This is a genomic window from Mesorhizobium sp. M0615, from assembly GCF_040320805.1.
Lineage (GTDB): Bacteria > Pseudomonadota > Alphaproteobacteria > Rhizobiales > Rhizobiaceae > Mesorhizobium.
The window spans coordinates 74,710-97,182 of sequence record NZ_JAMYQI010000009.1 but is presented as its reverse complement, the minus strand read 5'-3'; the positions used below and the strand labels follow the sequence as shown (position 1 = coordinate 97,182).

The 22,473-nt window shown below is 64.0% G+C and carries 20 protein-coding genes and 1 pseudogene; 12 read left to right on the top strand and 9 right to left on the bottom strand.

The features are described from left to right. The first annotated feature begins 9 nt into the window (after positions 1-9). Complete coding sequence (locus NKI46_RS17425) at positions 10-429, top strand: GNAT family N-acetyltransferase (protein ID WP_352747132.1); 420 nt, start codon at positions 10-12, stop codon at positions 427-429. Here the strand turns inward: NKI46_RS17425 and NKI46_RS17420 are convergent. Next, on the bottom strand, positions 426-1,541 hold the full coding sequence (locus NKI46_RS17420; protein ID WP_023701528.1) for an anhydro-N-acetylmuramic acid kinase: 1,116 nt from the start codon (positions 1,539-1,541) through the stop codon (positions 426-428). The genes NKI46_RS17425 and NKI46_RS17420 overlap by 4 nt on opposite strands. 213 nt (positions 1,542-1,754) lie before the next feature. Here NKI46_RS17420 and NKI46_RS17415 point away from each other — a divergent pair, with 213 nt between their 5' ends. From NKI46_RS17415 to NKI46_RS17395, 5 genes are all read left to right on the top strand, one after another. Continuing rightward, positions 1,755-2,438 (top strand): SDR family NAD(P)-dependent oxidoreductase, encoded by a 684-nt coding sequence (locus tag NKI46_RS17415; protein WP_023668581.1) that lies wholly within the window; start codon positions 1,755-1,757, stop codon positions 2,436-2,438. A gap of 172 nt (positions 2,439-2,610) precedes the next feature. Continuing rightward, positions 2,611-3,465 carry a MetQ/NlpA family lipoprotein gene (locus tag NKI46_RS17410; RefSeq protein WP_023668580.1) on the top strand — a complete coding sequence of 285 codons (855 nt, stop codon included), beginning with the start codon at positions 2,611-2,613 and terminating at the stop codon, positions 3,463-3,465. Positions 3,466-3,548: 83 nt separating this feature from the next. Next, complete coding sequence (locus tag NKI46_RS17405; protein ID WP_023687042.1) at positions 3,549-4,637, top strand: methionine ABC transporter ATP-binding protein; 1,089 nt, start codon at positions 3,549-3,551, stop codon at positions 4,635-4,637. Continuing rightward, positions 4,618-5,274: a methionine ABC transporter permease gene (locus NKI46_RS17400; RefSeq protein ID WP_023668578.1), complete on the top strand. Its 657-nt coding sequence runs from the start codon at positions 4,618-4,620 to the stop codon at positions 5,272-5,274. Before NKI46_RS17405 ends, NKI46_RS17400 begins: the two co-directional genes overlap by 20 nt. Positions 5,275-5,410: 136 nt before the next feature. After that, positions 5,411-6,475 carry an isopenicillin N synthase family dioxygenase gene (locus NKI46_RS17395; protein WP_352747128.1) on the top strand — a complete coding sequence of 355 codons (1,065 nt, stop codon included), beginning with the start codon at positions 5,411-5,413 and terminating at the stop codon, positions 6,473-6,475. Between the two features lie 201 nt (positions 6,476-6,676). On the opposite strand, the gene fba is transcribed toward NKI46_RS17395, so the two are convergent. The 3 genes from fba to mtnK all read right to left on the bottom strand — a co-directional run bounded on the left by fba (position 6,677) and on the right by mtnK (position 10,423). Then, positions 6,677-7,741 carry a class II fructose-bisphosphate aldolase gene (gene fba, locus NKI46_RS17390; RefSeq protein WP_352625580.1) on the bottom strand — a complete coding sequence of 355 codons (1,065 nt, stop codon included), beginning with the start codon at positions 7,739-7,741 and terminating at the stop codon, positions 6,677-6,679. Positions 7,742-8,057: 316 nt separating this feature from the next. Beyond that, positions 8,058-9,152, bottom strand: coding sequence for an S-methyl-5-thioribose-1-phosphate isomerase (mtnA, locus tag NKI46_RS17385; RefSeq protein WP_023668575.1), 1,095 nt, complete (start codon positions 9,150-9,152; stop codon positions 8,058-8,060). Continuing rightward, complete coding sequence (gene mtnK, locus NKI46_RS17380) at positions 9,149-10,423, bottom strand: S-methyl-5-thioribose kinase (RefSeq protein ID WP_352747125.1); 1,275 nt, start codon at positions 10,421-10,423, stop codon at positions 9,149-9,151. The genes mtnA and mtnK overlap by 4 nt, the downstream gene beginning before the upstream one ends. 137 nt (positions 10,424-10,560) lie before the next feature. On the opposite strand from mtnK, the gene NKI46_RS17375 reads away from it, so the two are divergent. The 3 genes from NKI46_RS17375 to NKI46_RS17365 all read left to right on the top strand — a co-directional run bounded on the left by NKI46_RS17375 (position 10,561) and on the right by NKI46_RS17365 (position 14,242). After that, a complete protein-coding gene (locus tag NKI46_RS17375) occupies positions 10,561-12,072 on the top strand; it encodes a sugar ABC transporter ATP-binding protein (RefSeq protein ID WP_023735628.1) in 1,512 nt (503 codons plus the stop codon). Between the two features lie 74 nt (positions 12,073-12,146). After that, positions 12,147-13,142 (top strand): ABC transporter permease, encoded by a 996-nt coding sequence (locus NKI46_RS17370; protein WP_023668572.1) that lies wholly within the window; start codon positions 12,147-12,149, stop codon positions 13,140-13,142. 47 nt (positions 13,143-13,189) lie between these two features. Beyond that, positions 13,190-14,242 (top strand): substrate-binding domain-containing protein, encoded by a 1,053-nt coding sequence (locus NKI46_RS17365; protein ID WP_023692173.1) that lies wholly within the window; start codon positions 13,190-13,192, stop codon positions 14,240-14,242. A 70-nt stretch (positions 14,243-14,312) separates the two neighbouring features. On the opposite strand, the gene NKI46_RS17360 is transcribed toward NKI46_RS17365, so the two are convergent. The 5 genes and pseudogenes from NKI46_RS17360 to NKI46_RS17340 form a co-directional block, all read right to left on the bottom strand. Beyond that, positions 14,313-14,561: a type II toxin-antitoxin system RelE/ParE family toxin gene (locus NKI46_RS17360; protein ID WP_023684448.1), complete on the bottom strand. Its 249-nt coding sequence runs from the start codon at positions 14,559-14,561 to the stop codon at positions 14,313-14,315. Between the two features lie 32 nt (positions 14,562-14,593). Further along, a complete protein-coding gene (locus NKI46_RS17355; RefSeq protein ID WP_023692171.1) occupies positions 14,594-14,854 on the bottom strand; it encodes a ribbon-helix-helix domain-containing protein in 261 nt (86 codons plus the stop codon). 88 nt (positions 14,855-14,942) lie between these two features. Beyond that, positions 14,943-15,289, bottom strand: a pseudogene (locus NKI46_RS17350) (D-alanine--D-alanine ligase A); the annotation flags it as partial. A gap of 213 nt (positions 15,290-15,502) precedes the next feature. Beyond that, positions 15,503-17,557, bottom strand: coding sequence for a bifunctional aldolase/short-chain dehydrogenase (locus tag NKI46_RS17345; protein ID WP_352747121.1), 2,055 nt, complete (start codon positions 17,555-17,557; stop codon positions 15,503-15,505). 94 nt (positions 17,558-17,651) lie between these two features. Further along, entirely contained in the window at positions 17,652-18,623 is a 972-nt protein-coding gene (locus tag NKI46_RS17340) for a sugar-binding transcriptional regulator (RefSeq protein WP_023696641.1), read from the bottom strand. Between the two features lie 190 nt (positions 18,624-18,813). Here NKI46_RS17340 and NKI46_RS17335 point away from each other — a divergent pair, with 190 nt between their 5' ends. From NKI46_RS17335 to NKI46_RS17325, 3 genes are all read left to right on the top strand, one after another. Beyond that, positions 18,814-20,454: an acyl-CoA synthetase gene (locus tag NKI46_RS17335; protein ID WP_023684444.1), complete on the top strand. Its 1,641-nt coding sequence runs from the start codon at positions 18,814-18,816 to the stop codon at positions 20,452-20,454. A gap of 153 nt (positions 20,455-20,607) precedes the next feature. Continuing rightward, positions 20,608-21,213, top strand: a complete 606-nt coding sequence (locus tag NKI46_RS17330) for a TetR/AcrR family transcriptional regulator (RefSeq protein ID WP_023668564.1) — start codon at positions 20,608-20,610, stop codon at positions 21,211-21,213. Between the two features lie 58 nt (positions 21,214-21,271). Next, entirely contained in the window at positions 21,272-22,411 is a 1,140-nt protein-coding gene (locus NKI46_RS17325) for an efflux RND transporter periplasmic adaptor subunit (RefSeq protein ID WP_031243088.1), read from the top strand. Positions 22,412-22,473: the final 62 nt, after the last annotated feature.

Sequence of the window (22,473 nt, the reverse complement as noted above, 5' to 3'; positions counted from 1 at the left end):
CCCGCCCGGATGAAGACGACGCTTGAAACCACTGCCGACCCCTCGTCAGACGACCTCGCCTTCCTGGCCGAGCGGCTGACGGCGTTCAATGACGGCGCTGTCGGCCCCTCCGGCCGCAAGCCGATCGCGGTCTTCGTTCGTGACGAGCACGGCGCTGTTGTCGCCGGCATTTCGGGATACACCGCCTGGGGCTGGCTCTATGTGCAATGGCTGTGGGTCGACGAACGCCTGCGCGGCCGGCATATGGCCGGCGACATGCTGGACGCTGCCGAGCGCGAAGCAGTCGCCCGGGGCTGCCAGAACGCCTGGATCGACACGTTCAATCCGACAGCGGCCAAAGTCTATGAGCGGCAAGGCTACCGGCGCTTCGGCGAACTGCCTGACTTCCCCATCGGCCGCAGCCGCATCTTCCTGCAGAAGAAGCTCTAACCTGCCAGCCGCCCGCCTTGCATCGGCCGCGGCACGCCGGTGGTGCTGGGAAAGCTGATCGGCAGGCCGCGCAGCACGCGCACGGCAAGGAAGGCAAAGCATTCGGCCTCCACCGCATCGCCTTTCCAGCCCAGTGTCTCGGCCTGCACCACCTCGACGTTGGCGCGCCTCGCCAGCATCGCCATCATCGTCGGGTTGCGGCGGCCGCCGCCACTGACCGCCAGCCGCTTCGGCCGGCGCGGCAACAAATCGAGCGCCTTGCCGACGGCCGAGACGGTGAAGGCCGTCAGCGTCGCCGCCCCATCCTCTGCGCTGAGGCCGTCGGCCATGGCGGCGCCGAAGTCGAAACGGTCGAGCGATTTCGGATAGGGCTTGGTCAGATACGGATGCTGGAGCAATTTGGCCAGCCGCACTTCATCGACGGTGCCGGCCGCGCCCAGTGCGCCGTCGCGGTCCATCTCGCCGAGGCCGTTTGCCTTGATGAAATCGTTGAGCGGTGCGTTGGCCGGGCCAGTGTCGAAGGCGACGATGTTGTCCTTGCCGTCCCACCAGGTGACGTTGCCGACACCGCCGAGATTGAGCACCGCCGTGTCGCCGCTGGCGTCGGCTTCCCTCAAAAGCGCCGCGTGGTAGGCAGCCGCCAGTGGTGCGCCCTGGCCGCCAGCGCGCACATCGTCCGAGCGGAAATCATAGGCGACCTTGGCGCCCAAAATGGAATGCATCAGCGCGCCATCGCCCAACTGGCGCGTATCGCCGCGCCGCCCGGGTTGCGGGGCACGATGCAGCACGGTTTGGCCGTGAAAACCGACCACGCCGATATCGCCCATGGTCAGGCCGTAGCTTTCGACAAGGTCCTTCACCGCCGCCGACTGCGCCCGCGTCAGCGCCTCCTCGGCTTCGGCAAAGATCGCCGGCTCCGGCCCGTCGAAATTCCACACCCGGGCCTGACGCAGCGTCTCCTCCAGCAAGGCACGGATCGCTGCGGGGTAGGGGGCCAGCGTATAGGTGCCGAAATCGGCGATCCGCTCGCCATCGGTCTTGATCAGCGCGACGTCGATATTGCCGTCAAGCACGGTGCCGGTCATCAGGCCGACCGCCCAGATTGGTTCCACGGTCGACTCCCTTGCGACACCGTTTGCGATTCCAACGCAATCACCTGTCGGACGGATTGTCTCGCCAGGCAAGACCCTGGCCGCGGTCGATTGCTCCGAACCTGCCGGCAGAGTTTTTCACCGAACAGCGAAAATCGAGCAACGCCGTTCTTGCGTCTCGCCGCTCAAGACGCCAGCTATGAGACGAACAGGTCATCGCCAAGGAGAAACGACATGGCATCCGAAGTCGCAGTGATCGCCGGCGCGGGTGCGGGCCTGAGCGCCTCTTTGGCACGCCTTCTCACCACGGAAGGCTATCGTGTGGTGCTGGCCGCCCGCAACACGGCCAAACTCGCGGCGCTGGTCGGGGAAACCGGCGCGCTGGCCGTCGAAACCGACGTCGCCGATCCGGCCTCCGTCGCCGGCCTGTTTGACGCCGCCGACAAGCAAGGCCCGCTGGCCCTTGCCGTCTTCAATGCCAGCGGCCGCACGCGCGGCCCGATCGCCGAGGTCGATCCCGATGCGGTCAAACAAGCCTTGCTTGTCGGCGCCTATGGCGGCTTCCTGGTCGGCCAGCAAGCGGCGCGGCGGCTGCTTGCGCGCGGCTCCGGTTCGATTCTTTTCACCGGCGCTTCCGCCAGCATCAAGGGCTTTCCCAACTCCGCCGGCTTTGCCATGCCGAAATTCGGCCTGCGCGGTCTGGCTCAGTCGATGGCGCGCGAACTCTTCCCGAAGAACATCCATGTCGCCCATTTCATTATCGACGGCCAGATCGAGCCGGTCGGGACGAAGCCCGAGCGACCGGACAGCCAGCTGTCGCCCGATGCGATCGCGCAGACCTATCTCGCGACCCATCGCCAGCATCGCAGCGCCTGGAGCTTCGAGGTCGAGCTGCGGCCCTTTGTCGAGACATTCTGACCGGTCCGGCGTTACTGTTCTCGCAATTGCGAAATCTTTGAGAGAATATTCCCGGCTTCGTGTTTGAGAAGAAATGCGGTTCTTTGATCCGGCAAGCAGCATTGCCGATGATGTCGTCAAGGCTTGGTATTCCACCTCGCCGCAATGACTTCAGGATTACGAGGGATCGACAATGTCCGAACGCGGAAACGCTTCCAGCTCTCTTCTTTTTTCAGCCATCAGCCGGCGAGCTGCCCTTGCGGCACTTTTTGCCTCGGCCGTCACGCTTGCCGGTCTGGCTCAGCCGACGCCGTCCTTCGCCGAGGACAAGAAGTCTATCAAGGTCGGCATCATCAGCGGCGAGGATGAGGATGTCTGGCGCGTCGTCGTCGCCCAGGCCGCCGAAAAAGGCCTGACCGTCGAGACCGTGGTGTTCAACGACTACACCCAGCCCAACGAGGCGCTCGAGCGCGGCGAGATCGACGCCAACGCCTTCCAGCACCAGCCCTATCTCGACAACCAGATCAAGACCCAAGGGTACCACATCGTGCGCGTCGGCTACACCGGCGTCTGGCCGATCGGCCTCTACTCCAAGAAATACACCAAGGTTGCCGACCTGCCCGAAGGCGCCGTCATCGGCTTGCCGAACGACCCCTCGAATGAGGGCCGCGCGTTGCGCGTTCTGCAGAACGAAGGCGTGATCAAGCTGAAGGACGGCACCGGCATCCTGGCGACCACCGCCGACATTGCCGAGAACCCTAAGAAGGTCGTCATCAAGGAACTGGACGCCGGCATTGTCGGCCGCTCGGTCGAGGATCTCGACGCGGCTGTCGTCAACACCGACTGGGCGCTGAAGAGCGGTCTCGGCCCGGACAACCGCATCGCCCAGGAGCCGGTGGCCGACAACCCCTACCGCAACTTCATCGCCGTGAAATCCGGCAACGAGAACGAGGCGTGGGTGAAGACGCTGGTCGCGTCCTACCAGAACGAGGCGGTCAAGGCCGAGTTCGACAAGGTCTACAAGGGCACCGGGATCAGCGCCTATTGATTGGCGCCTGGTTGTCAGGAGCAGGCGGCCCGCTGTTGAGCGGGCCGCTGTCGCATTTGTCGAGCGTTGAAACGGACAGTGAGATGAACCAGCACGTCACGGCCGAAGCATCCGGTCCGGTCAATATATCGGCCGGGCAGGAAGATGTCGTACGCCTGGTCGACCTCAAGCGCCGCTTCGGCGCGACGCCTGCGCTCGACGGCGTCTCGCTGACGGTGCGCAAGGGCGAGATCCTCGGCATCATCGGCCGCAGCGGCGCCGGCAAGTCGACGCTGATCCGCTGCCTCAACGGGCTGGAGCGGCCGGACTCCGGCGACGTCTTCATCGAGGGCCGCGAGATCGGCCGGCTCGGCGAGCGTGAATTGCAGCCGCTGCGGCGTCGCATCGGCATGATCTTCCAGCACTTCAATCTGCTGTCGGCCAAGACCGTGGAGGACAATGTCGCGCTGCCGCTGAAGATCGAGGGCCGCCCAAAGGCCGAACGGCTGGCGCGCGCCGCCGAATTGCTCGACCTCGTCGGCCTGTCGGAGAAGGCGAAGGCCTATCCGTCCTCGCTGTCGGGCGGCCAGAAGCAGCGCGTCGGCATCGCCAGGGCGCTGGCCGCGCGGCCGGCGCTGCTGCTGTCCGACGAGGCGACCTCAGCGCTCGATCCGGAGACGACGCGCTCCATCCTGGCCTTGCTGAAAGACATCAACCGGCAGCTCGGCCTCACCATCCTGCTCATCACCCACGAGATGGAGGTGATCCGCTCGATCGCCGACCGCGTCGCGGTGATCGATGCCGGCCGCATCGTCGAACAAGGCCCAGTGTGGTCGGTCTTTGCCGAGCCGCGTTCCGAAATCACCAGGAGCCTGCTCGGCGGCATCCGCCCGCAACTGCCGGCCGAGATTGCCGGCCGGCTTGCTCCCGGAGGCGGCGCCGAGCTCATCCTCAGGGTCGACGTCGCAGGTGAGGCCGCGCGCGGTCCGCTGCTGTCCGATCTTGCGGTGGCGGTGCCGGGGCGGTTCCGCCTCGTCCATGGTGGCATCGACCATGTCCAGCAGCAGCCGGTCGGCACGCTGTTCCTTGCGGTCGCGGGCAATGATCCGAAACATCTGTCGAAAGTAATCGCATTCCTGAAGGCCCGCGACGCGCGGGTGGAGGTGCTTGGCCATGTCGCCGGTTCTGTTTGAACTTCTGCTGCGTTCGATCTGGGAGACGGTCCTGATGACGGCGGCATCGGGCCTCATCTCGCTCGTCTTCGGGCTGCCGCTCGGCCTGGCATTGATTGCCACCGAGCGCGGCGGCATTGCCGAAAGCCTGTGGGTGAACCGCGCGCTCGGCGCCGTCATCAACGGCTTCCGCTCGGTGCCTTTCATCATCCTTCTGGTGGCGCTGATCCCGGTGACGCGGCTGATCGTCGGCACCTCGATCGGCACCTGGGCGGCGATCGTGCCGTTGTCGATTGCGGCGACGCCTTACTATGCCCGCATCGCCGAAGTGTCGCTGCGCGAGGTCGATCGCGGCCTGATCGAGGCGGCGCGCGCCATGGGCGGCAACCGCTGGACCATCATCCGCGAGGTGCTGGTGCCCGAAGCATTGCCCGGCATCGTCGCCGGTTTCACGGTGACGCTGGTAACGCTGATCGGTGCCTCGGCCATGGCCGGCGCCATCGGTGCCGGCGGGCTTGGCGACCTCGCCATCCGCTATGGCTACCAGCGTTTTGAGACCAGCGTCATGGTCGCCGTGGTCATTGTGCTGATCATCCTCGTTTGCGGCATCCAGTGGGTCGGTGACCGGCTGGTCGCCAGGCTGGACCGGCGCGGATGAGCGCCACGAACGTTATTTGCCGGCAGGCTGCCAAACGCAGCGCCGGCTTTCTCTATCGGCGCCGAGATTGGATTGCGCGTTGCTTTGATCGGACCGGCCTGCGTGCCACCGTGACAGCGGAACAAGGAGCTTGACCATGCCCAGGATCGTACCCGTGCTTGATCTCGGCCGTCTCGAACAGGGCGCTTCCGAGCGGCGAACGTTTCTCTTCGACCTGCGCACGGCCGCGCGCGATGTCGGCTTCTTCTATTTGACCGGCCACGGCATATCGGCTGCGGATACCGCAGAAGTGCTCGACGCCTCGCGCCGGTTCTTTGCCTTGCCGGAAGCCGACAAACTGGCGATCGAAATGGTGAAGTCCTCGCAGTTCCGCGGCTATACGCGCGCCGGCGGCGAGCTGACCAAAGGCAAGGCCGACTGGCGCGAACAGCTCGACATCGGCGTCGAACGCCCGGCCATCGAACAAGGCCCCGGCGTGCCCGCCTGGACGCGGCTGCAAGGGCCCAACCAGTGGCCGGCCACGCTGCCCGAGCTGAAGCCGGCGCTACTCGCATGGCAGGCCAAGGCGACGGCGGTGGCGATCCGGCTGCTCCGGGCCTTCGCTTTGTCGCTCGATCAGGCCGAGGACGCCTTCGATCCCGTCTACCGGGCCGAGCCCAACCATCGCATGAAGATCGTGCGCTACCCCGGCCGCGACGCCACCGGCGACAACCAGGGCGTCGGCGCGCACAAGGATGGCGGTTTCCTGACGCTTCTGTTGCAGGACGAGAGCAAGGGGCTGCAGGTCGAATATGACGGTGCCTGGGTCGACGTCGATCCGCTGCCCGACACGCTGGTGGTCAACATCGGCGAACTGCTCGAACTGGCGTCGAACGGCTATCTCCGGGCGACAGTCCACCGTGTGGTGACACCGCCGGCCGGCGTCGAGCGCGTCTCGGTCCCGTTCTTCTTCAGCGCCCGGCTCGACGCCACGATTCCGCTGCTCGACCTGCCCGAGGAACTGGCGGCCGAGGCGCGGGGCCCGGCCAGCGATCCCGACAATCCGCTGTTTCGCAATGTCGGCACCAATGTGCTGAAGAGCCGCCTGCGCTCGCATCCCGACGTGGCGCGCCGGCACTACGCCGATCTCCTGGAACCGGCGCCTCACCGGCTGAAATCTTTCAAAACGAGATCGAAATTTCCGAATCTCGCGTTGTTTTAGAAAGCCGTTCGTCGCCATCTGCCGCGAATACGCGCATATAGGAATTATCGTTCGGCGGTTTCCTCCCATTCCACCGAGCGGTGTTCCCCTCTGAAGGTTCTTGACCTTCTTTTGGCCGGGCCGCTTTCGCGCCCGGCCTTTTTTATGTCAATAGCTCTTCTTTCTTCCCCACAAGGGGAGAAGGAAGAGGCGCCAGGGACTTCACCCAAACTTCGGATCAAGGCTGCCCGACTTGTACCGCTTGGCCATCTCAGCTACCGGCAGCGGCTTGATCTTCTGGGCATTGCCGGCGGTGCCGAACTGCTCGAAGCGCTGCTTGCACAGCTTGCGCATCGCCGCCATCGCCGGCGTCAGATATTTGCGCGGATCGAACTCGCTCGGGTTTTCGGTCAGCACCTTGCGGATGGCGCCGGTCAGCGCCATGCGGTTGTCGGTGTCGATGTTGATCTTGCGCACGCCGTGCTTGATGCCGCGCTGGATCTCTTCCACCGGCACGCCCCAGGTCGGCTTCATCTGGCCGCCATATTTGTTGATGATCTCCTGCAGGTCCTCGGGCACCGAGGACGAGCCGTGCATGACCAGATGCATGTTGGGCAGGCGGCGGTGGATTTCCTCGATGACATTCATCGCCAGCACCGCGCCATCCGGCTTCCGCGAGAATTTGTAGGCGCCGTGGCTGGTGCCCATGGCGACAGCCAGCGCATCGACATGGGTGTCCTTGACGAATTCGACCGCCTGCACTGGGTCGGTCAAGAGCTGGTCGTGGCTGATGGCGCCTTCGACGCCGTGGCCGTCTTCCTGCTCGCCGCCGCCGCTCTCAAGCGAACCGAGCACACCGATCTCGCCTTCCACCGACACGCCGCCCCAATGCGCCATGTCGACGACGCGCCGGGTGATGCCGGAATTGTAGGCATAGTCGGCCGGCGTCTTGCCGTCCTCTTTCAGCGAGCCGTCCATCATGACAGAGGTGAAGCCGTACTGGATGGCGGTGACGCAGGTGGCTTCGTTGTTGCCGTGGTCGAGATGCATGCAGACCGGAATGTCGGGGTGGATTTCGACCAGCGCGTCGATCAGCTTGGCCAGCACCACATCATTGGCGTAGGCGCGGGCGCCGCGGCTTGCCTGCAGGATGACCGGCGACTTGGTCTCCTCGGCCGCCTCCATGATGGCGAGGCCCTGTTCCATATTGTTCATGTTGAAAGCGGGTACGCCGTAGCCGTACTCGGCGGCGTGGTCGAGCAATTGTCTCAGTGTTATGCGAGCCACCCAATAGTCTCCCGTATCTGGTTTCAAGCGCAACGTCGCGGGCCGGCCGATTGCCGGCCTAGATGCTTCTGGCCGGATTTCGCCAGAACCGCAACCGTCAGCGGCCATCGAGGCCGCAATTCTTGTTGCAGGGCTGAAATCCGGTAGCCAGCCGGTGAGGCGCTAATCTCCCCCATTGAGGGGGAGATGGCCGGCAGGCCAGAGGGGGTCGGTTCGACTGGAGCGCTAGCATCATCTGTCGGTGCTGGGAGGTCGCGTCAGGACGCGCCGACCCCCTCTGTCGCCTTTGGCGACATCTCCCCCTCAAGGGGGGAGATTATCCGCGTTCGGGGAACATCGCCTTCAAGCCTTCGCGCGAAGCCTTGGCCACACCGCGCTCGGTGATCAGCCCCGTCACCAGCCGTGCCGGCGTCACATCGAACGCCGGATTGGCCGCCGGCGTCGCTTCGGGCGAAACCCGAACCTGCGCGATCTTGCCGTCCGCCGTCTTGCCCCAGACCAGCGACACCTCGTCACCGGAGCGTTCCTCGATCGGGATTTCGGTGAGGCCATCACCCACCGTCCAGTCGATGGTCGGCGAGGGCAGAGCGACGTAGAAGGGCACCTCATTATCGGAGGCGGCGAGCGCCTTGAGATAGGTGCCGATCTTGTTGCAGACGTCGCCATTGGCCGTGGTGCGGTCGGTGCCCACGATCACCATGTCGACCGCGCCACGCTGCATCAGATGGCCGCCGGCATTGTCGACGATCAGCGTGTGCGGCACGCCGTGGCCGGCCATCTCCCAGGCGGTCAGCTGGGCGCCCTGGTTGCGCGGGCGCGTCTCGTCGACATAGACATGGACCGGAATGCCGGCCTCGACGGCGAGATAGATCGGCGACGTGGCGGTGCCGTAATCGACCGTCGCCAGCCAACCGGCGTTGCAGTGGGTGAGGATGTTGACCGGCTCGCCCGGCTTCTTGCGTGCCGCGATCTCCTTGATGATGGCAAGCCCGTTCTCGCCGATGGCGCGATTGAGATCGACATCCTCGTCGGCGATTTCGGCAGCGCGCTTATAGGCCGCCTCCGCGCGCTGTCCCAATACGATCGGCCTTAGGAACCGCCGCATCTCGTCCAGCGCCCAGCGTAGATTGATCGCAGTCGGCCGCGTCTTGTGCAGTGTCTCCCAGACCGCGTCGAGCGCTTCGTCAGACGGATCGTCCGCCATCTGGATGGCGACGCCGTAGGCCGCGGTGACGCCGATCAGCGGCGCGCCACGAACCCACATGTCACGGATCGCGGTGGCGATGCCGGCAACGCTCCCGATCGTCTCGACCCGGAACTCGTGCGGCAGCCAGCGCTGGTCGATGATCTCGACCGAACGCTGGTCGTCGCTCAGCCAGATGGTGCGGTAGTGGCGCTCGCCGACGTTCAAATCCTGCTCTCCCGTTCGATCAAAGCGGCCAGATTATTAACCTCGTCCATGCCGTGAATCTGGCGCCGGTTGACGGCGATGTGACGGCCGAATTTCAGCGCCTTGGCCTCGCAGGAGGCCCGCAGATCCTCGTCCTCGATGGTCTCGAAATCGGCATTGTGGGCGAGGCCGAGGATGCGCCGGTGCACCTCGATGCCGGCAAAGCCCAAGAGGTCGGTCCAGATCTGGTGCAGCACATGGTCGAGCGCCTGCTCCGAGGCGAGAATGTCGCCCTGATCCTCGAACAGGCTCTTCTGGTAAAGCATGCCGGTGCGCTCGGTGCGCCATAGATGCGAGAACTCGGCGCGGAACACCGTCCAGGTGTCGTTGGTCACCCCGAGCAGATAGGCACGCATGGCGTCACGCTTGCCCTTCTGTTCATGGCCGCGCTGCGAGAAGTAGGACATCCAGAAATTGGCGAGCAGCATGCCGACGTCGAAGGCCATCGGACCGTAGAAGGCGAATTCCGGATCGATCATCCGCGTCTCGGTGTCGGTGACCATGATCGAGCCCGAATGCAGGTCGCCATGCAGCAGCGTCTCGGCGTTGGCGGCGAAGATATGCTTCAGCCGCTGCGCCTCGACCTTGAGGTCGCGGTCGGCGCGCAGCTCGGCGACCAGGCCGTCGAGCTGCGGCGAGGTGTGCCGGTTCAGCTTGGCGTCGAAATAGGGATCGGAAAACACCAGGTCTTCGGTGATGCCGCAGAGCTCGACATTGTCGGCGAACAGCGCCAGGTCGGCCTTGCGGTCCTTGGTCGGCATGGAGAGATCGGAGCCGCGGAACAAAGTGCGGGCCATGAACAGGCCGATGTCGCGGGCGATATTTGGCAACTCGCGGCCGCCGATCAGGGCACGGCGCAGGATGATGTGCGGCGGCGCCAGATATTCCATGATGATCAGCGCCTGGGCTTCGTCGAAATGGAGGATCGCCGGCACCGAACCCGGCGCGCGCGCCTCTTGCCGCGTCAGCGCGTGATACTCGAAGAAGGAGCGTTTGAGCGGCAACGGCCAGCTGTCGCCGACGAGGCGAACATAGGGCAGGGCCTGCTTGACCACGGCCGCACCCGACACGCCCTCGACGATGAAGACGAGGTTGAGATTGCCGTCGCCGACCTCGCGCACCTTCCAGGCACCGGTATCGGGGCCGATTTTTGCGCACAGCGCTTCGTTCGTGCCGAGGCGCGTTGCAAGCGTCTCCACCGACAGTGCTTCGAACGGCAATTTCGCAGTCATTCCTCACCCTCCCGCTTGCTCGCTCAATCATAGTGGAGCGATGGCGGTGAGGCCAAGCTAGGAAGCTGACTGGCAATTGTCAATCGAGTTGACAATTGATGACGTAGCCCATAGCGTCATGGTCAGGGAGGAAACGAATGGGCAATGATGCCGTGTTCCGCGTGGACGGGCTGAGGAAGTCCTTCGGCCATATCGAGGTGCTTGGCGGCGTCTCGCTCGAACTGCATGCCGGTGAGATCACCGTGCTGATGGGCGCCAATGGCGCCGGTAAGTCCACCCTCGTGAAAATTATCAGCGGCGTCTACGACCATGCCGGCGGCACCATGCACCTGGCCGGTCATGATTTCGCGCCGAACACGCCGGCCGAGGCGATCCGCGCAGGCGTCGTCACCGTGCATCAAAACATCAATGACGGCGTCGTCGCCGATCTCGATGTCGCCACCAATCTGACGCTGGATAGGTTGAGCGGCAAGGGCGCGCCGCTGCTGTTCAACCCCGGCCGGGTGCGCCGCGAAGCCAAAGCGGTGGCCGACCGCATGGGGCTCGCCATCGACCTCAAGGCCCGCATCAGCGATCTGTCGCTGGCCGATCGCCAGATGGTGGCCATCGCGCGCGCCATGGCGCACCAGCCGAAAGTGCTGATCCTCGACGAGCCGACCTCCTCACTGTCCAGCGCCGAGGCGGACCGGCTGTTCGCCCTGCTCGACCGGCTGCGCGAGCAAGGCGTCGCCATCCTCTACATCTCGCACCGCATGTCGGATATCAGGCGGCTTGCCGACCGCATCGTCTCGATGCGCGATGGCGTCATCTCAGGCGTCTTCGACAGCGAGCCTCTCGACTATGAGGGCGCCGTTAACGCCATGCTCGGCCGCAAGATCCATCTTGACCGCATCGAAGCCAGGAGTTCTGCCAAGCCGATCCTGACCGTCGATGCCTTGCGCATCGCCCCTGGTGCCCGGCCATTCTCGCTGACGCTCGGCGACGGCGAGGTCGTTGCCATCACCGGCCTCGTTGGCGTCGGCAAGACCGCGCTCGCCGAGACGCTGTTCGGCTTGCGCAAGCCGCTGTCCGGTACGATGACTTTATATGGCAAGCCCTATGCGCCCGCGTCGACCGGCGAAGCCATCGCCGCCGGCGTGTTTCTGGTCGCCAAGGACCGTGGCGAAAACGGCATCGTCGGCGGCTTCAACATCCAGGAAAACATCAGCCTGCCCTTCCACAAGCGCATGTCGCGCTTTTCAGTTCTCAAACGCGGCCTTGAACGCACTATTGCCCGCCGGCAGATCGAGGATCTCGGCATCGTCTGCCGCTCGGAGAAGGACGAGATGACCACTCTGTCGGGCGGCAACCAGCAGAAGGTGATGGTGGCCCGCTGGATGGCGCAGGACGCCCGATTGTTCATTCTCGACGAACCGTTCCAGGGCGTCGATATCTCCGCCAGGCGCGACATCGCCGCCAAGCTGAGGGCAAGCGCCAATGGCCGCGCCACGCTGCTGTTCGTCACCGAACTCGACGAGGCACTGGAGACGGCCGATCGCATATTGGTGATGTCCGAGCAGACCATCGTCGGCGAACACCGCAACGCCGATGTCGATCTCGACCGTCTGCTGGCCGAAGTCGCGGGCGGGCCGTTGCACAGTGCGGCCTGAGCCACGATGATTGAAGAACTGAGGGTTGGAATGGAGTGCACGGGTTTGAGTTGGGTATTGACGGCGGGCGCTGAATGACGCTGCGCGATTACGCTATCCGCTACGGGTTCATCGTGCTTCTGTTCGGGCTGATCGCGTATTTCGCCATCGCCGCCGACGGGTTCGTCTCGCCGCAAAGTGCCGTCTTCATTTTCCAGTCGGTCGCCATCACCGGCGTGCTGGCGCTGGGCGTCACCGCCACACTGGTTGTCGGCGGCTTCGATCTCTCGATCGGCTCGGTTGCCACATCGGCCATGATGGCGGCTGCCTATGTCATGGTGGTGCTGGAGCAGAACGTTGTCGTCGCTGTCCTCATCTGCCTGCTCATCGGCGCCCTTGTCGGCCTCATCAATGGCTGGCTGATCGTCTATATGCGCGTGCCCGATCTGCTGGCGACGCTCGGCATGATGTTCCTGCTCGTCGGCCTCCAGCGCATCCCGACTGAAGGACGCTCCATCGCCACCGGTATGACAATGCCGGACGGCTCGGTCGCCAACGGCAAATTCTCCGACGCCTTCCTGGCGCTCGGCCGCCACCGCTTCGACTTCTTCATCCCGAACCTCATTCCGGTCTCGGTGGTCGTGCTGATCGTGCTCGCCGTGCTGATCTGGTTCTTCCTCGAATACACACGCTTCGGCCGCATGATGTATGCCGTGGGCAGCAATGAACGGGCCGCCGAACTCGCCGGCGCGCCTGTCAAGGCATACAAAATCTGGGCCTACGTCATTTCAGGAGTTTTTGCCTCGATCGGCGGGATTTTGCTGGCCGCACGGCTTGGACGCGGTGACATCGCGTCGGGTAATAATCTGCTGCTCGATGCGGTTGCCGCGGCGCTGATCGGCTACGCGGTGCTCGGCGCCGCCAAGCCGAACGCCTTCGGCACCGCCATCGGCGCGCTGTTCGTCGGCATCCTGCTGCAAGGCCTGACGATGATGAACGCGCCTTACTACACGCAGGATTTCGTCAAGGGCGTGGTTCTCGTCGTCGCCCTTGTCTTCACCTTCGCCCTGTCGGGCAGGGGGCGGAGATAGTTCTGGCCGGAACAGGATTTTTGCAAGTTCAACAAACGGAGGAAAAAATGAACATCACAAGACGACTTTTGGGGAAGGTCGCGCTCGGATTGGCCGGCGCAACAATGCTGATGCAGGTCCCGGCCTTTGCCGCCGACAAGCCGGCGCCGTTCGACAAGCCCGGCGTCAAGATCGCGCTGGTGCGCTATCTCTCGACCGGCGATTTCTTCCAGGCCTATCTCTCGGGCGTCGAGTCCCAGTCCAAGGCGCTCGGCATCGATCTGCGCGTGCTCGACAGCCGCCAGGACGCCGCCCTTCAATCCGACATGGTCGACCAGGCCATCGCACTCGGCGTGCAGGGCATCATCATCCAGCACGGCCTGACGGAATCGATGAAGGACGCCGCCCAGCGCGCGGTCGATGCCGGCATCAAGGTCGTCGCCTTCGACGTCAATGTCGAAAACCCCAAGATCCCGCAGATCGAACAGTCCGACAAGGACCTTGCGCGCCTGGCGCTCGAGCAGGCGGTCAAGGACAATGGCGAGAGCTGGAACGCCGGCTATGTCTATGTCGCCGGCATCGCGCCGCTCGACCGCCGCAACGAGACCTGGGTCGACGTGAAGAAGAAACATGCCGGCATCAAGGAAGTCGCGATGTTCGGCACGCTCGACAACCCGATCGCCAACTCGGTCGCCAACCAGGCGCGCTCGGTGCTGCAGGCGCATCCCGACATCAATGTGATGTTCGCGCCCTATGACGAGTTCGCCAAGGGTGTGAAGATCGCCGTCGACGAGGCGGGGCTGAACAAGAAGATCAAGATCTACTCCGCCGACATCTCTACCTCGGACATCGCGGCCATGCGCGAGACCGACAGCGCCTGGGCCGCCACCGCCGCCACCAACCCTGCCGTCGTCGGCCAGGTCTCGGTGCGCGCGCTGGCGCAGCTGCTCGCCGGTGAAGATCCCGGCCACAACGTCATCGTGCCGCCGACGCTGATCACCCAGAAGGACCTGATCGACAAGGACATCAAGAACATGGAGGACCTGTCGGCCAAGCTGCCGCAATTCGCCCATGCCGATGTCGCCATGCCGGCCTGGATGCCGAACCCGAACGCGAAGTAGGATCGGACATCTGATAGATGCGAAGGGCGGCATGGGCCGCTCTTTTCATATTGATCGTAAGCCTGCCGGCCTACAACCAATGGTCTGGATCGCGCATCCCGTGGACAATCGCCACAGCGATAACACCATCGGGCTGCGGCTCGTAGATGATGATATAGCGGCCTTCGACGAGCACGCGGGCCGTTGCGCTTAACTCGGGCCGTGCGCTGCCCATCTTGGGGTGCTGCGCCGCCAGCTCCAGTCTTTCGAAAATGCGCATCAACAGTCTGTCTGCTGCCTTTTCATTGTCGGCGGCGATGGTGTGCCAGATGTCTCGCAAAGTCCTGCGAAGCGCGCGGTGTGAGCCTATAGCTAGCCACGGGCGCGGCGTTCTGCCTTCAGGCTGCCGATGAACTCGGTGGGGTCGACAGCCACTGGCTTGCCGCTGCCCATCCCGTCGGCATAGGCCCGCTTCAAGTGCTGGAGTTCGAGCGTGCGCAATTCCTCGCGCTGCTCCCATAAGCGCAGGGCGTCGCGGACAATCTCGCTGTTGGAAGCATAACCGCCACCTTCGATAGCGCTTTGCAGGCGAGCTATCTGCTGCGCGGTGAGGGATATGGTGAGGGTGCGCATAGGTTCGTTTTTCATACCCACATTATAATGCGTCCAACAAGGTCTAACAATATCTGTTAGGAATCTGCCCCTGCATCATGACCGCCCGACTCGCACCAGCCACCGCGCCGTCCTGGCCATGCAGGCGTGCAGTACCGGAACACCATATTCGATGGCAGGCAGGTCGTGCGGCGCACCCTTGGCGGGGATCGCCAGCATCCGCCCATGCCCGCCCGGCGCCAGGCAAAGCTGCGTCCCATCAGACGGTGTCGCCAGCGCGCCGTCCTTGAAATTGCTCAGCAGCCATTGGCCTTCGCGGGTGACGAAGATGGGAACGGCGTCGTATTTCGCCGGGTCCAGCGCGGCTATGACATTGGTTGCCGAAAGCAGCGACACCTCATGCTCGGCGGAGCGCCCGCCGAACAGCAAGCCGACACGAAGTCTCTTCGCAGCCATGGACAACTCCACCAAGGATCAGGGTCGGAGCTCGCATGCGAAACACAAGGCGCGCCCTAAAGTGGTCGAGCGATAGGCCAAGGATTGGAGTGGATTTTGACCAGTTCGAGCAGTTTTTCAGCACGACCTGCAAAAGCAGTTCTCCGCCTGGAGTCCTTCAGGTGGGAGAGCGGTTCGTCGTTTGGTGAAGGATGAACCGCTCCAGGTCTATGTCTAGCGCAGCGCTGCGGCGATGTTGCCACCGTCGACCGTCGTCACATCGGCGGTGGTGCGTTCGGCCAATGCTTGGTGCAGGAAGGCCTGCGCCACGTCTTCTGCCGTCACCTCCTGTCCGAGCAGATTGCCCGACATGTATTCCTTCTCCGACACGCCGCGCGCGCCGGAACGGCTGGCGATCATGGCGTCGGTCAACAGGCCGGAGCGGATGCGGTCGGCGTTGACCGCATTGGAGCGGATGCCGTGCGCGCCGTAGTCGAGCGCATATTGCCGGGACAGGAATAGCGTCGCCGCCTTCGGCACACCATAGGCGCCGAATTTCGGACCCGGGTTGACCGCCTGCTTGGAGGTGTTGAACAACAACACACCGCCGGTGCCCTGTTCCAGCATGATGCGCACCGCGTTCTGCGCCGCCGACTGGTGAGCGAAGAAGTTGAGCTCGAAACTCTTGCGCAGCAGGGCATCGTCGAGCTCGCCGATGCGGCCTTCCCAGGCGGCACCGGCGTTGGAGACCAGAATGTCGACGCCGCCATAGACAGCGACAGCTTTGTCGAAGGCGGCGCGCAGCTCGGCCGGGTTGGTGATGTCGGCGCCGACGCCGATCGAATTGTTGCCGGCTGCCTTTGCCGCCTCGGCCGCCCTGGCCGCATCGAGATCGACGACGACGGCATGCGCGCCATTGGCGGCGAACAGTTTTGCCGTCGCAGCACCGATCGCGCCGGCGCCGCCAGTGATCAGCACCACCTGGCCGGTCAGCGGCTTCGGCTTGTTGGAGGCGAGCTTGGCCTGCTCAAGCGACCAGTACTCCAGCGGGAAGAGGTCGGCCTTCGATAGAGGATGGAAGCTGCCGACGGCCTCGGCGCCGCGCACCGCCTCGATCCACATCTCGCCGACATCAGATGCGATCTTCGCATCCTTCAGCGTGCGGCCATGGCCGAACATGCCGAGGCCCGGCACCAGCGTCAGCCGCGGCATCGGGTCGAGCATGGTGCGCTGGACGTCGTCCAGCGCATCGTTGGTTTCGAAATAGGCGCGATAGTCGTTGGCGAAGGCGTCGACATGGCTCTTGATGACGGCCTTGTAGTCGCCAATCTTGTCGGCGTCTGGCGCCGGAACCGCCATCGGTCCGGTCTTGATGCGGATCGACAGATCGGGCGTCGACACGCCGCGTCCGGCATAGTCTGCAATGCCGGCTGAGTTGATGAAATCGACGATGGCGTCCGAAGTGCGGAAATCGCTGATCATGCGGTCGAAGCGGCCTTCGCCACGCGCCACCGCCACCGCGCCACGCAGCATCGGCGCGATCGCTGCCGGCGTTGCGAGCTTGGCCGGCAGTGCGGCTTTCGCTGGCTTCGGCTTGCCGTTCTTCGCCACATAGTCTTCGGCCACGTTCACATAATGGATCATGCGGTCATAGGCCTGCTTCGCATCGTCGCCGAAGGTGAAGATGCCATGCTTGTCGAGGATCAGGCCTTCGACGCTGGGGTCGGCGTCGTAGACATCGGCGGCCACCTTGGCGAGGTCGAAGCCGGGCTTGATATAGGGCACGTACCCCATCTTGTCGCCGAACACGGTCTTGATCAGCGCCTTGCTGTCCGCCTGGTCGACGATGGCGAGGATCGCGGTCGAATGCGTGTGGTCGACGAATTTATGCGGCAGGAAGGCGTGCAGCAGCGTCTCGACCGATGGATTGGGGGAGGCGGGGTCGATGAGGTTCGCCCGCTGCAGCGCCACCATGTCCTCGTCGGCGAGGCTGGCCAGCGCACGCGCCTTCAGCAGCGCGCCGAGCTTGACCGCCGGCAGGCCTTGCGGCTCGATCACGCCCATGTCCCAGCCGCTGCCCTTGACGCACAGCACGTCCCATTCGTCGCCGACGAGGTCTGTGGCCTTGGTCTTGCAGGAAGTGTTGCCGCCGCCATGCAGCACCAGCCGCGGCTCGCCGCCGAGCAGCCGGGTGGTGTAGACGCGCAACGCGAGGTCGCGGGCCACGCCCTTTTTCGCATAGTCGGCCACCAGTCTTTCCGCGTCGTCGTCATTCCAAAGGTTCTTCATGTCGCTATGTCCGCTTTGCTGTCTTTGATGTTGCTGTGAACAGGAGTACCGCGACGCCTTGATGACAATGCGCCGGCTGCTGGGATTTCGTTGGTCAGGAAGCCTTTTTTGCCCCCGCACTGGCTCCGGCATGGTCGAGCAGCCGCCGCGCCATGCTGGCGCCGACGACGAGATGCGTGCAGAGCCCGCCGGCGAGCGCGGCGAGCAGCGGTTCGAACTTGCTGTCTTCCTGCACCACCATCAGCCGCTTTTCGATCTGGCGCAGTGACGACAGCGAGGCCGAGATGACGCGGCGGTTGTAGCTGCAGTCGAGCGCCTTGCCGGCGGCATCGATGATCTGGCCGGCAACGACGCCGGCGGCGCCCGCTTCGCGCAACAGCCCCATCTCGCCGGGGCTGAGCGCGCCGCATTTGACGACATGGCTGTCGGCGTCGACGGTGCCGACCGAATAGAGCGCCAGATCGCAGTTGGCAATATCGGCCAGTTGTTCGCGGATCACCGGTTCGGCGCGCAGCCCATGCGCCAGCAATTCCGTTGTCAGCACCAGCGGCGCGTAGAAATTGAGGCCCTTGGCGTTGAGCCGCCGGGCGATCTCCATCGTGCACTGGTCGGGACGGTAGGAGTAGGGCGCGCCGAGATTGCCGCAGAGCTGCACAACGGTGACGTCCTGCAGGTCGGCATAGGACATGACGTCGGCGATAGTGTAGACGGTGCGGCCCCAGGCGACGCCGATCCGGTCGCCCTTCTTGACCAGTTCGAGAAAGACGCCCGCCGCCAGCACCGCAACGTCCGTCGAAGGGTCGACGACATAGGCATTCTCCGGCGCGATCCACACCGCATCAAGCTTGAGCGCGTCCTCGAGCTGGCGCGCAAGCACGTCGTCGGTGAACAGCTGCGTCGAGGTCGAGATGTTGACGATGCCGGTCTCGCGCGCCTTGCGCAAATACATGGCGACCGAGGCGCGGGAGATGTTAAGCTGGCTGGCGACCTGGTCCTGGCGCAGGCCATGGGCATAATAGAGCCATGCGGCCTTGTGGATAAGCTGTTCTGCCGGTCGGATCGCCATGCCGTCTCCTCGGCTGACATTATTCACGGCTCTCGACAAAAGTCAAACTGGCGTGGGTACACGATACCTCTTTGCCCATCGAATCTGGACGATCATTGCGCCAAATGTGCCCGGTCGGGAATCGCCGATGGTGACGTGGCGGGAAGCTGTGGTTAGAAGTTCTCAACAATGAAAATTCGGGGAGCACGGGATGGGCAGTCCCTACGAGCAGGATCTCGGCAAGAACGCCGCCAACCATCAGCCGCTGACGCCGCTCACCTATCTGGAGCGGGCGGCAAGCACCTATCCCGATCATGTCGCCATCATCCATGGCAGCCAGCGCATCACCTATCGCACCTTCTGGCAGCGCTCGCTGAAGCTCGCCTCGGCTCTGTCGAAGCGCGGCATCGGCAAGGGTGATACGGTGACCGTCATGCTGTCCAACACGCCCCCCATGCTGGAGGCGCATTTCGGCGTGCCGATGGCCAAAGCGGTGCTGCATTCGCTCAACACAAGGCTCGATGCCGCCGTCATCGCGTTCCAGCTCGACCATGCCGAGACCAAGGTGCTCATCGTCGACCGCGAATTCGCTGCTGTCGTCAAACAGGCACTGGCACTGGCCAAGGTCAAGCCGCTGGTCATCGACTATGACGATCCCGACTATGCCGCCGATGCACCCTATCCCAAGGGCGAGCGCATCGGCGCGATCGACTATGAGGCGTTCGTCGCCGGCGGTGACCAGGGCTACGCCTGGTCGATGCCCGACGACGAATGGGACGCCATCTCGCTCAACTACACCTCCGGCACGACAGGCAATCCGAAGGGCGTCGTCTACCACCATCGCGGCGCTGCCCTGATGGCTTACACCAACACCATCCATGCCGGCATGGCCAAGCACGCCGTCTATCTGTGGACGCTGCCGATGTTCCACTGCAATGGTTGGTGCTTCCCATGGACAATGGCCGTCCAGGCCGGCACCCATGTCTGCCTGCGCTGGGTGCGGCCGAAGCCGATCTACGATGCCATCGCCGACCACGGCGTCACACATCTTTGCGGTGCGCCGGTCGTCATGTCGGTGCTCATCAACGCCAGCGATGAGGACAAGCGCCACTTCCCGCAGACCGTTACCTTCAACACCGCTGCCGCGCCGCCGCCGGAAGCCGTGCTGTCAGGCATGGCCGATGCCGGCTTTGCCGTCACCCATCTCTACGGCCTGACCGAGACCTATGGCCCGGCGGTCGTCAACGAATGGCACACCGCCTGGGACGGTCTCGACAAGGGCGAACGCAGCGCCAGAAAGGCCAGGCAGGGCGTGCGCTATGCCGCACTCGAAGGCCTGACGGTGATGGACGCGGAGACGATGCAGAAGACGCCGGCCGACGGCGAGACCATCGGCGAGGTCATGTTCCGCGGCAACATCGTCATGAAGGGCTATCTGAAGAACAGGAAGGCGACCGACGAGGCTTTCGCCGGCGGCTGGTTCCACTCCGGCGACCTCGGCGTCATGCATCCCGACGGCTACATCCAGCTCAAGGACCGCTCCAAGGACATCATCATCTCCGGCGGCGAGAACATTTCATCGATCGAGGTCGAGGAAGCCCTCTACAAACACCCGTCCGTGGCGTCCTGCGGCGTCGTCGCCAAGGCAGACGACAAATGGGGCGAGGTGCCGGTCGCCTATGTCGAGCTGAAGCCCGGCAAGGTGGCAAGCGAGGCCGAGATCATCGAACACTGCCGCGCGCTGCTCGCCCGCTTCAAGGTGCCGAAGGCGGTGATTTTTGCCGAGATCCCGAAGACATCGACGGGGAAGATCCAGAAGTTTCAGCTGCGGGAAATGGCGAAGGGATCTTAGTTCCAGAGCGCAACGGCACGCGCAAGGTCGAGTTCGCGCACACCCTCTGTCACCAAATTATACGCGTACGTCGAATTCGCATTGACACTTCCCTCTTTTCGATTTACGACTGACGAAAGTTGAAATTCGTCACTCATAAATCGACAGAGAGCCATGTCCGAAGCCGCCAGCATAATGGCCGACTCCACCCGCCAGGAGAATGTCACCCGCATTCTCGACTGTGCCGAACGCCTGTTCCGGCACTATGGTTACGGCAAGACCAATGTCGCCGACATCGCCCGCGAACTCGGCATGTCGCCGGCCAATATCTACCGTTTCTTCGCCTCCAAGGTCGAAATCCACCAGGCCGTCTGCGGCCGCATGCTCCTCGCCAGCTACAACATGGCCTACGAGATTTCCCGGTTGCCGATCAGCGCCGAGGAGCGGCTGCGCCGCTACGTACATGCGCAGTACAAGATGACGCTGGAAGTCATGCTCGACGACCAGAAGGTCCACGAAATGGTCATCGTCGCGCTCGAGCGCGACTGGGGCGTCATCGACAAGCATATCGACAGCATTCACGACCTGTTTGCCGAGGTCATCCGCGAGGGCATCGAGGCCGGCGAGTTTGCCGACCAGGATCCGGTCATCGCATCGCGCTGCTTCGGCGCCGCCACCGTCATTCTGTGCCACCCGCAAATGGTGGCGCAGTGCCTTGCCAAGACCAATCGGGCGATGCCCGACGATCTCATCGATTACGCGATCAAGGCTCTGAAGTAATAGCCGCCGCCCGCCGGGCGCCGGTGTCGACCGTTCATCTCCAGTCGGGAGTACGAAAGTGTCTTTGTCCAGTTCCATCATCCGCAAGCTGCCGGTCGCCGGCCTGATCGTCGCCACGCTCGGGCTCGCCGCCTGCAGCCAGGAGAAGACCGAGGTCCAGGACATCATCCGTCCGGTCAAGGTGGTCGAGATCGGCCAGGCCGAAAAGAGTCGCGAACTCACCTATTCCGGCTCGGTGCGAGCCCGTACCGAAATGAACCTCGGCTTTCGCATCTCGGGCAAGGTCACTGAGCGTCTGGTCGACATCGGCCAGCATGTGACGACAGGCGATGTGCTAGCCCGTATCGATCCCACGGACTATGAGTTGTCGGTCAAGAGCGCCAAGGCCAGCCTCGACGCCGCCGAGCGGCAGGTCGAGACGGTCGATCTGTCCCGCAAGCGCGCCGAACAGCTTTTTGCCAAGAACTTCACCTCCAAGTCGCAGCTCGAACAGGCGACGCTGAGCTACAACCAGGCGGTAGCGACGCGCGATGCCGCCCGCTCTACCCTTGCCCAGGCGCAGAACCAGGTCGTCTACACCGATCTCAAGGCGAGCGAGAACGGCATCGTCACGGCGGTCTCGGCCGATGTCGGCCAGGTGGTCGGCGCCGGAACGCCTGTGATGACCGTTGCCGTCGACGGCGAAAAGGAAGTGCTGATCGCGGTTCCCGAAATGGACATCGCCGCCTTCAAGCCGGGAAAGGACGTCAAGGCCAGCTTCTGGTCCGATGACGCGCTGGCGCTCTCCGGCAAAGTGCGTGAAGTCGCCGGCAGCGCCGACCAGCAGTCGCGCACCTTTGCCGTCCGCGTCTCGCTGCCCGACGACCCGCGCGTGCTGCTCGGCATGACCGCCAACATCGAGGCCTCGGTGGCCAAGAAGCAGGAGATGGTGTCGATCCCGCTCAGCGCGCTTGCGGAAAAGGATGGTCGCAAGATTGTCTGGACCGTCGACCGCGCCGGCGAGACGGTGCACGAGCGCCTGGTCAAGGTTGCGGAGTTCACCGCCGACGGCGTCAGCGTCGCCGACGGGCTCAAGCCGGGGGATGTCGTCGTTGCCGCCGGCACCCAGTTCATGACCGAGAATCTCAAAGTCAAGCTGGCCGGCGATGCGGTCCAGGCCGCCTCTGCGGAAGGCGATGCCGCAAAGGCCCTGCGCTGACCGCAGGCATGAAGCCGGCTTGATCGTCGCTTCGGCGAAAGGGCTGGGCAAGCGAATTCAGG